This is a genomic window from Nonomuraea sp. NPDC052116, from assembly GCF_040680035.1.
Classification (GTDB): Bacteria; Actinomycetota; Actinomycetes; order Streptosporangiales; family Streptosporangiaceae; genus Nonomuraea; species Nonomuraea angiospora_A.
On the sequence record NZ_JBFAWA010000083.1, the window covers coordinates 1 to 9290 of the forward strand.

The 9290-nt window shown below is 71.4% G+C and carries 4 protein-coding genes; all 4 read left to right on the forward strand.

Annotation, left to right across the window (positions count from 1 at the left end; all coding sequences use genetic code 11):
- Positions 1-2425: type I polyketide synthase (locus tag AB0L65_RS62500; RefSeq protein ID WP_364267407.1), on the forward strand; the 2425-nt coding region annotated here is incomplete at its 5' end.
- Positions 2426-2451: 26 nt separating this feature from the next.
- Positions 2452-3270, forward strand: a complete 819-nt coding sequence (locus AB0L65_RS62505) for a hypothetical protein (protein ID WP_350742348.1) — start codon at positions 2452-2454, stop codon at positions 3268-3270.
- Positions 3271-3272: 2 nt separating this feature from the next.
- Entirely contained in the window at positions 3273-6350 is a 3078-nt protein-coding gene (locus tag AB0L65_RS62510; protein WP_364267410.1) for an amino acid adenylation domain-containing protein, read from the forward strand.
- Positions 6351-6480: 130 nt separating this feature from the next.
- A partial coding sequence (locus AB0L65_RS62515; protein WP_364267413.1) for an amino acid adenylation domain-containing protein occupies positions 6481-9290 on the forward strand: 2810 nt, incomplete at its 3' end.

Here is a 9290-nt window from a genome sequence, read left to right on the forward strand (position 1 = left end):
GCTGGACTGCCCGCAGCTGCGGGAGCTGACCATCCAGGCGCCGTTGCTGGTGCCTGCCGAGGGCGGCGTGCACATCCAGCTGGTCGCCGGACCATGCGACGAGTCAGGCACCCGTCCCATAAGCATCCATTCCCGCAGCAACCAGGCTGCGGAGTGGGTGCAGCACGCTCAAGGCCTGCTCGCCGACCAGACGGAGGAGCCGGTGTTCGACCTGGCTCAATGGCCTCCGGCCGGGGCTGCTCCGGTTGACGTCGAGCAGCTGTACGACGACCTGGCAGCGGATGGGTTGGAGTACGGGCCGCTGTTCCAGGGACTGACTGCGGCCTGGCGGCTAGGAAGCACGGTGTTCGCCGAGATCACGCTGCCGGAGCAGGCGCACGCCGAGGCGGGCCGGTTCGGTTTGCACCCGGCCTTGCTGGACGCGTCCCTGCACGCGGCCGCGCTGGGCGACGTGGTGCCGAGAGCGGAAGCCGGACGGCCGTATCTCCCGTTCGCCTGGAGCGGGGTGTCGCTGCACGCGGCCGGCGCGAACGGCCTTCGCGTCAAGGTGAGCGCGACTGGCGAGGCGAGCATCACGTTGAGCATCGCCGACGACACCGGCGCGCCGGTGGCCGAGATCGGCACCCTGGCCCTGCGTGCCCTGTCCACCACCGAGAACCGAAGCTCGCTGCACCAGCTCGACTGGATCGCGATCCCGCCCGGATCCGGCTCGCAAGCACCTCAGTGGGCCGTGCTGGGTCCCGACGACTTCGGCACCGGCGCCCAGACGTACCCCGACCTGGCCTCGATTCAGCCGGTGGAGGCGGTCCTGGTCGCGTGCCCGGCCGCCGGCCAGAACGTGCACGCCACGACCCACGCGACGCTGGAGCTGGTCCAGGAGTGGCTCGCCGACGACCGCCTGGCCTCGTCCCGGCTGGTCGTCGTCACCCACGGCGCGGTGGCCGCGACCGCGGACGACGTACCGGATGCGGCGCAGGCGGCGGTGTGGGGTCTGGTACGGGCCGCGCAGGCCGAGCAGCCGGGCCGGTTCGTCCTGCTGGACCTGGACGGCGACACACCCGAAGACGTGATCGACCGGGCGCTGGCGTCGGGCGAGTCCCAACTCGCGGTGCGGACAGGCGAGCTATGGGTGCCACGCCTCGGCCGGGCCACGGATCTGGAGGATCAGGGGCCGGTGTTCGGGCCGGAGGGCACGGTGCTGATCACCGGTGGCACGGGCGGGCTGGGCGCGCTGGTGGCCCGCCACCTGGTCACCGAGCACGAGGTCAGGCGCCTGCTGCTGGTGAGCCGTCGCGGCCCGGAGGCGCCGGGCGCGGCCGAACTGGTCGCCGAGCTCTCGGAACTCGGTGCCGAGGTGGAGGTGGCGGCCTGCGACGTGGCCGACCGCGAGGCGCTGTTCGGGGTGGTGGCCTCGGTGGCGGACTCGCTGACCGGGGTGGTGCACACGGCCGGCGTGCTGGACGACGGCGTGATCACCGCCCTGTCGGGCGAGCGGCTGGACGCGGTGCTGCGGCCCAAGGCCGACGCCGCCCGGCACCTGCACGAGCTCACGCGAGGGCTCGACCTGACCGCGTTCGTGCTGTTCTCCTCACTGGCCGGCGTGCTGGGCAGCGCGGGGCAGGGCAACTACGCCGCCGCCAACGCGTACCTGGACGCCCTGGCGCACCACCGCAGAGCCCAGGGTCTCCCGGCGGTCTCTCTTGCCTGGGGCCTCTGGACGACCAGCGGCATGGCGGGCGAGCTGACGGAGACCGACCTGCGCCGCATGGAACGCGCGGGCGTGCAGCCCCTGACCACAGAGGAGGGATTGGAACTCTTCGACGTCGGAGTCCGCTCCGGCCGCGCCGCGCTGGTCCCCGCGAAGTTCACCAAGGCCGGGACCCGTACCCGGCCACGCCGTGTCCGCCCGGCCCAGGGACTGGCGGAACGGCTGGCCACGATGGAGCCGGACCAGCTGCAGGACACCCTGTCGGAACTCGTCAGAGGCCAGGTCGCGGCGGTGCTCGGGTTCGCCGACGGGGCGGCGGTCGAGCCGGGGCGCCAGTTCCAGGATCTCGGCTTCGACTCCCTGACCGCGGTCGAACTGCGCAACCAGCTCAACGCGGCCACCGGACTGCAGCTCCCGGCCACGCTCATCTTCGATTACCCGACTCCCCACGACCTGACGCGATTCGTACTGGAGCAGCTCTTCCCGGCCGCCGCGGCCAGGACGGCCGGGCCCGCCGCGGTCCGGAGCGACGCCGAGGTGCGGCAGCTCCTGACGACCATCCCGATCTCACGGCTACGTGAGGCCGGGCTGCTGGACAGCCTGTTCCGCCTAGCCGGCCCGGAGGAGGACGGAGAGACGAACGGCAGGACCGAGGAGATCGACAGCATGGACGCCGACCTCCTGATTCAGCTCGCCCTTGAAGGCGGGAGTTCCTAGGCAGAACTCCGATCAAAGGAATGATCATGACCCTGGTAACCACTTGGACGACGCTCAAAGCATCCAACTCGGCGGACCTCGTCCTCTGCGTCGACTTCACGGAGACCGGCCGCGCGGAGGCGGGCTTCCCCGAGCTGGTGGCGAACATTGACTATGACGCGACCTTCTGGCACGTGCGCCCGCCCGCCGTGGCGCCCGGTTGCGGGATCGACGGTGCCGCCTATGTCCGTTCCTGGGTGGAGCCCATCAAGGAGAGCGGCAGGAAGGTCCACGCGGTCATGGGCTACTGCGTGGGCGCCGTCTACGCGACCGAACTCGTCGACCGGCTGGCCGAGCTGCAGGGCTCGACGCCCGAGCTGATCCTCTTCGACCCGGAGCCCACGAGCCTGGAGAACGTCTACTTCCAGTTCGGCAAGGTCTTCGGCATCCTCTCCTCGATCCTGAACGAGGAGGACGTCGCCCAGCTCCGGGAGACCATGGACACGACGCTCCAGGTCGAGGGGATCACGGTCGAGGGCTACGCCGCCCAGCTGTACGCCACCTTCCGCGAGGTCGGGCACCGCGCGTTCGAAAGGGCCGGGTTTGACCCGGAGTACTCCGAGGAGATGTGGGAGACGTTCAGCGCCTTCCTGGCCTTCCTCACCTACGCCGACCACCTGGACCCCTGGGAGGGGTGGCTGCGCGCCATCGCGGTGAGCTCGTCCAACCCGAGGAACGGCCTGAACCGGCTGCGTGACTCCGGTCGCACCGTCGTGGCCGAGGAGCTCAGGTTCGAGGAGGGCCACGACGTGCTGCTCACCTCGGACGAGGTCGCCAGGGCCGTCACCAAGCTGCTGGAGAGATGATCATGGAGCAGATGCTGGGTCAGCGCGCCTCGCGCAAGGAGCAGGCGCTGTGGATGCTGGAAGAGCTGGTCCCGGGTACCGGGGTGAACAACCTGGGCGTGGCGTTCAGCGTGGCGCGGCTGCCGAGCCGCACCCTCATGCTGGACGCGATCAACCACGTCATGCGCCGGCACGAGATCCTGCGCACGGTCTTCGGGATCGAGGCCGAGGGCATGACGCGGGAGGTCCTGCCGCCCGAGTACGCCGAGCTGCGCTTCGAGGAGGGCGGCCGGGGAGCCACGCGCGAGTGGCTGACGGAGTTCGTGGCCCGGCCGTTCCGGCCGGACGGCGAGCTCCTGGTGCGCGCCGCCGTCCTGGAGGAGGAGGCGGGCGAGGTCTACTGCCTGGCGATCCACCACTCGATCTTCGACGGGCTGTCGTCCGCGCTGCTGATGAACGAGCTCGCCGCGACCTACAACGCCCTCGCGGCGGGCGAGTCGCCGCCGCGCGACACCGTACCGGCCTGGGAGGAGCCGGCCGCCGACCCGCGCAGCCGGGAGTTCTGGCACGACAAGCTGGACGGGTTCCGCGCCGACGAGCTGGACCTGTGGTGCGAGCAGCCGGAGGCCTCGCAGGTCACCCTCCTGGGCGACGTGGTCAACTGGGAGCTGTCCCCCGCCGCGCGCGACGCGGCGCGGCGGATGCAGCGCGAGCTGCGGGCGCCGGAGTCGGTCGTCCTCATGGCCGCGTACGGCGTGCTGCTCGCCGCCCACGGCGCCGGCCCCGACCTCACCATCGGCTCGCCCATCAGCGTGCGGACGCCCGAGGCCGCCACCCGGCTCGGCTACCACATCAACGTGCTCACCCTGCGCACCCGCGTGCAATGGGCGAACAACTTCCGCACGTACACGCGGCTCACCCGCCGCACGTTCATGGAGGCCATGTCGCACGCCGACCACCCGGTGGACGACCTGCTGGAGATCGTTCCGCGCGACGGCTGGCGCAACAACCTCTTCCGGCACACCTTCAACTACGTGCCCGCCGACCTGTCCGCCGAGTTCATGCTGGGCGGGCTGCGGGCCGGACAGGTGGTGATCGAGAACGGCTTCAGCAAGTTCGACCTGGAGTTCTTCGTCACCTCCACCCCCGAGGCGATCAGGATCAGAACCGCGTTCTGCGTGGACGTCCTGGACCGGGCCGACGTGGAGCTGCTGCTGGCCCGCTTCGACGAGCTGCTCGTCACGCTCGCGGAGCAGCCCGACACGCCGCTCGCGGACCTGCCCGTCTGGTGCTACCAGGACCGGGCGGCCATCGAGCTGGCCAACGCCACCGAGCGCGCCGTGACGCCGGCGACCGTACTGGACAAGATCGCCCGCCAGGTCTCCGCCGCGCCGCCGGAGGACACCGACGCGGTGCTCGACGGCGAGCGCCGCGTCGGGTTACGCCGCCTGTGGGCCGCCGCCGAGGCCACCCGCGACGAGCTGCGGGCCGCCGGCGTGGGCAGGGGCGACGTCGTCGCGCTGCTCGCGCGGCGCGGTCCCGAGCTGGCCGCGGCCGCCGTCGGCGTGTGGCTCGCCGGGGCGGCGTACCTGCCGCTCGAACCCGACCACCCCCAGCAGCGGCTCGACTACCAGCTCGACGACGCGGGCGCCGCCGTGGTCCTCGCGGGCGAGGGGATCGTCGTCTCCGGTGACCGTACGGTCCTGCCGCTCGTCCCCGTCGACTCGGTGACGCCGGTCTCCGGCACGGTGACGGCGTTCAGCAGCGTCAGGCCGGAGGACTGCGCGTACCTCATCTACACCAGCGGCTCCACCGGGCTCCCCAAGGGCACGCTGATCGACCACTACAGCCTCGCCAACCTGATCGCGCACTTCGCGCACCAGCTGGCCGTGAGCGCGGAGGACACCGTGCTCTGGCTGACCACGTTCAGCTTCGACATCTCGGCCCTGGAGCTGTTCCTGCCCCTGACGACGGGCGCGCGGCTGGCCGTCGCGCCGGACGACGCCCGCACCCAGGGCGAACCCCTCGCGGAGGCGCTGCGGCGTTACGAGGTCACCGTCGCCCAGGCCACGCCGACCACCTGGCGTTTGGTCATCGACCAGGTGGCCGGGCAGCTGGCGGGCCGCCGCGTGCTCTGCGGCGGCGAGCCGATGCCCGCCGTCCTGGCCAAACGGCTGTCCGCGACCGGGTGCGAGCTCTACAACGTGTACGGCCCCACGGAGACCACGATCTGGTCCACCTCCGGCCGCATCGACCCGGCCGCCGACCGCGTCGACGTGGGCGTGCCCATCGCGAACACCAAGGTGTACGTCTCCGCCCCCGACGGCCGCCCGCTGCCGATCGGGACCCGGGGCGAGCTCTGCATCGCCGGCGACGGGGTGGCCATCGGCTACCACAACCGCCCGGAGCTGACCGCCGAGCGGTTCGGCGAGCATCCTCAGTACGGCCGGTCCTACCGCACGGGCGACCTGGCCCAGTGGACGTCCGACGGCCGGCTGGAGATCCTCGGCAGGCTCGACCGCCAGATCAAACTGCGCGGCAACCGGATCGAGCTCGCCGAGGTCGAGGGCGTGCTGCTGACCCACCCGGACGTCAGGGCCGCCGCGGTCGTGGTCGTCGGAGACCCCAGCGCCGACGCCGTCCTGTGGGCCTTCGTGGTGGCGCCGGAGCGCCCCGAGGTCACCTCGGAGCTGTGGGAGCACGCCAGCGCCTCCCTCCCGTACGCCGCGACCCCCCAGGAGTACGTGACCGTGGACGCGTTCCCGATGACGGGCAACGACAAGGTCGACTACCCCGCCCTCCGCCGCCTGGCCACGGAGCTGCGCGACGCCGAGAACAGCGTGGAGGAGGAACTCCCGTCCGAGAGCGGGGACGAGTTGGTCGACTCCCTGGTGGCGCTCTGGAAGGTCATGCTCAACCGCACCGATCTCGGCCCCAACAGCCACTTCTTCGCGCTCGGCGGGCACTCGCTGCTGGCGGTCAAGCTGCTGCAGGAGATCAAGCGGGAGACCCAGATCCGGCTCAAGCTCAAGGACATCTTCGAGGAGCCGACGCCGGCCGGCCTCGCCCGGCGGCTCCAGGCGGCCAACGCGAACCTCTGACGAACCCGCGGCCGGGTCCGCACCCGGCCGCGGGCGTGATGCAGGCACTACTCGATAGGCGGGTTCTCTCGTGTCGGACAAAGCCGTCGTTCCTCATGCCCCTTCCACCTCTCCGCCGACCCTCGACTCGATGCGCGCGGACATCGCGGGCCAGCTCGACCTCGACCCCTCGGCGGTCACCGACCACGCCGACCTGATCAGCCTGGGGCTCGACTCGCTCCGCGCGATGCGGCTGGCCGGGCGGTGGCGGCGCGCCGGGGCCGGCATCGCTTTCAGCGAGCTGGCTACGGAGTTCACGCTCGCGGCCTGGTGGTCGCTGGTCAGCTCGCGACTGTCCCCGGCCGTGGAGGTCCCCGCGCCTGAGCCGGTCGTGGACGAGGCGGCGCCGTTCCCGCTCACCCCGGTCCAGCTGGCGTACTGGATCGGGCGCGGCGACGGGCAGGTCATCGGCGGTGTCGGCTGCCACGCGTACCTGGAGTTCGACGGCTCCGGCATCGACCCGGCGCGGCTGGAGCGGGCCGTACGCGCGCTGATCGGCCGGCACGGCATGCTGCGCGCGATCTTCCACGACGACGGCACCCAGCAGATCACGGACACCAGCCCCTGGCCCGGCCTGACCGTGCACGATCTGACGGAGCTCGGCGAGGAGGCCGCCGAGGCCGTCAGGGAACGGCTGTCGCACCGCCGTTTCGACGCCTCCAGGGGCGAGGTCTTCGACGTGCGGCTGTCGCTGCTGCCGGGCGGCCGCTCCAGGGTGCACTTCGAGGTGGACTTCCTGGTCGCCGACGTGCTCGGCCTGCAGATCCTGCTGCGGGACCTGGCCATGCTCTACCTGGACCCGGACCGGCCGCTCCCTCAGCTGGCCTGCTCGTTCCCCCGATATCTCGCGGCCCGCGACGCCGAACGCGCGGCGCGGCGCGTACGGGACCAGGAGTACTGGCGCGGCCGCCTGGACGAGCTCCCCGGCGCGCCCCAGCTGCCCCTCGCCGTGGAGCCCGGCCGGATCGCCCGGCCCCGGTTCGTCCGGCGCGAGAGGTGGCTGGCCCTCGACTCGTGGCGGCGGATCCAGGAGCAGGCCCGCGCGTACGGGCTGACCCCCGCCATGGTGCTGGCCACCGCCTACGCCGAGGTGCTCGCCGCGTGGAGCGGCGAAAAGCGCTTCCTCCTCAACCTGCCGCTGTTCGACCGGGACGAGACCGTGCATCCGGACGTGGCCCACCTGGTCGCGGACTTCACCAACCTGATCCTGGTGGCCGCCGACCTGTCCGAGGCGCAGCCGTTCGCCGAGCGCGCCAGAACCCTGCAGGCCCGCTTCCGCGCCGACGCGCGGCACACCGGGTACTCCGGCGTCGAAGTGCTCCGCGACCTCGCCCGCGGCGGCGAGCACACCGGGGCTCCGGTGGTGTTCGCCTGCAACCTGGGCACCGAGCTGATCGTCCCGGAGGTACGCGAGGCCTTCGGCGCTCCCGGCTGGATGATCACGCAGACGCCGCAGGTGTGGCTCGATCACCAGATCAACGAGTACGACCACGGGCTGCATCTGGCGTGGGACGCGGTGGAGGAGTTGTTCGCGCCGGATGTGCTGGATGCGATGTTCGCCGCCTACGGGGAGTTGTTGGAGTGGCTGGCTCAGGGGGATTGGTCGGTTGCTGTTCCGGTGGGGTTGCCTGCTGGTCAGGCGGTGGTGCGGGAGCGGGTGAACGCCACTTCGGGTCCGGTGCCGGAAGGCGTTTTGCACGAGGGGTTCTTCGGGTGGGCTGCTCGTGAGCCGGATCGTGTGGCGTTGATCGCTGATGGCCGGGTGGTGTCGTATGGCGCGTTGGCGGATCAGGCGTTGCAGGTGGCGGGGCATCTGCGGGTGGCTGGGGTCGTGACGGGCGATGCGGTGGGGGTCGTGCTGCCGAAGGGGCCCGATCAGATCGCGGCGGTGTTGGGTGTCCTTGCCGCTGGTGGGGTGTATGTCCCGGTGGGGGTGGATCAGCCGGTCGCGCGGCGGGAGCGGATCTTGTCGCGGGCGGGTGCGCGCCATGTCCTGACCGGTCTGCCCGGGGAGGCGGGGCGGCTGGCTGAGCCGGTGATGGTCGCGCCGGATATGTCGGCATACGTGATCTTCACGTCAGGGTCGACGGGCGAGCCGAAGGGGGTGGAGGTCTCTCATCGGGCGGCGCTCAACACGATCGAGGACATCAACCAGCGTTTCGGTGTGGGTCCGGATGATCGGGTCCTGGCGGTGTCGGCGTTGGACTTCGACCTGTCGGTGTATGACATCTTTGGCCTGCTGTCCGTGGGTGGCGCGCTGGTAATGCCCGAAGAGAGCGAACGGCGCGATGCCCAACGTTGGGCGGAGCTGTGCGCCGCGCACGGGGTGACGATCTGGAACACCGTCCCGACCTTGCTCGACATGCTTCTGCACACCACAGCTCCGCGTCTGCGCTTGGCGTTGGTGTCGGGTGATTGGGTGGGCCTGGACCTCCACGCGCGACTGGCCGCCCAAAGTGAGTGCCGGTTGGTGGCGTTGGGGGGTGCGACGGAGGCGGCGATCTGGTCCAACGCGTGGGAGGTGGATCGGGTCCCGGCGCATTGGACGTCGATCCCTTACGGGTTGCCGTTGCGTAATCAGCGCTACCGGGTGGTGGACGGGCGCGGCCGGGACTGCCCGGACTGGGTGGCGGGGGAGTTGTGGATCGGCGGCGCCGGCGTCGCCATCGGCTATCGGGGAGATCCGGAGACGACGTCGGCCAAGTTCGTCGAGAGCGGTGGCGAGCGGTGGTATCGGACCGGGGATCTGGGCCGGTACTGGCCGGACGGGACGCTGGAGTTCCTGGGACGGGCCGATCACCAGGTCAAGATCCGGGGGCATCGGATCGAGCTGGGGGAGATCGAGGCAGCCCTGGAGGCGTCTCCGCAGGTGGCCCGCGCGGTGGCGGTCGCGGTCGGGGA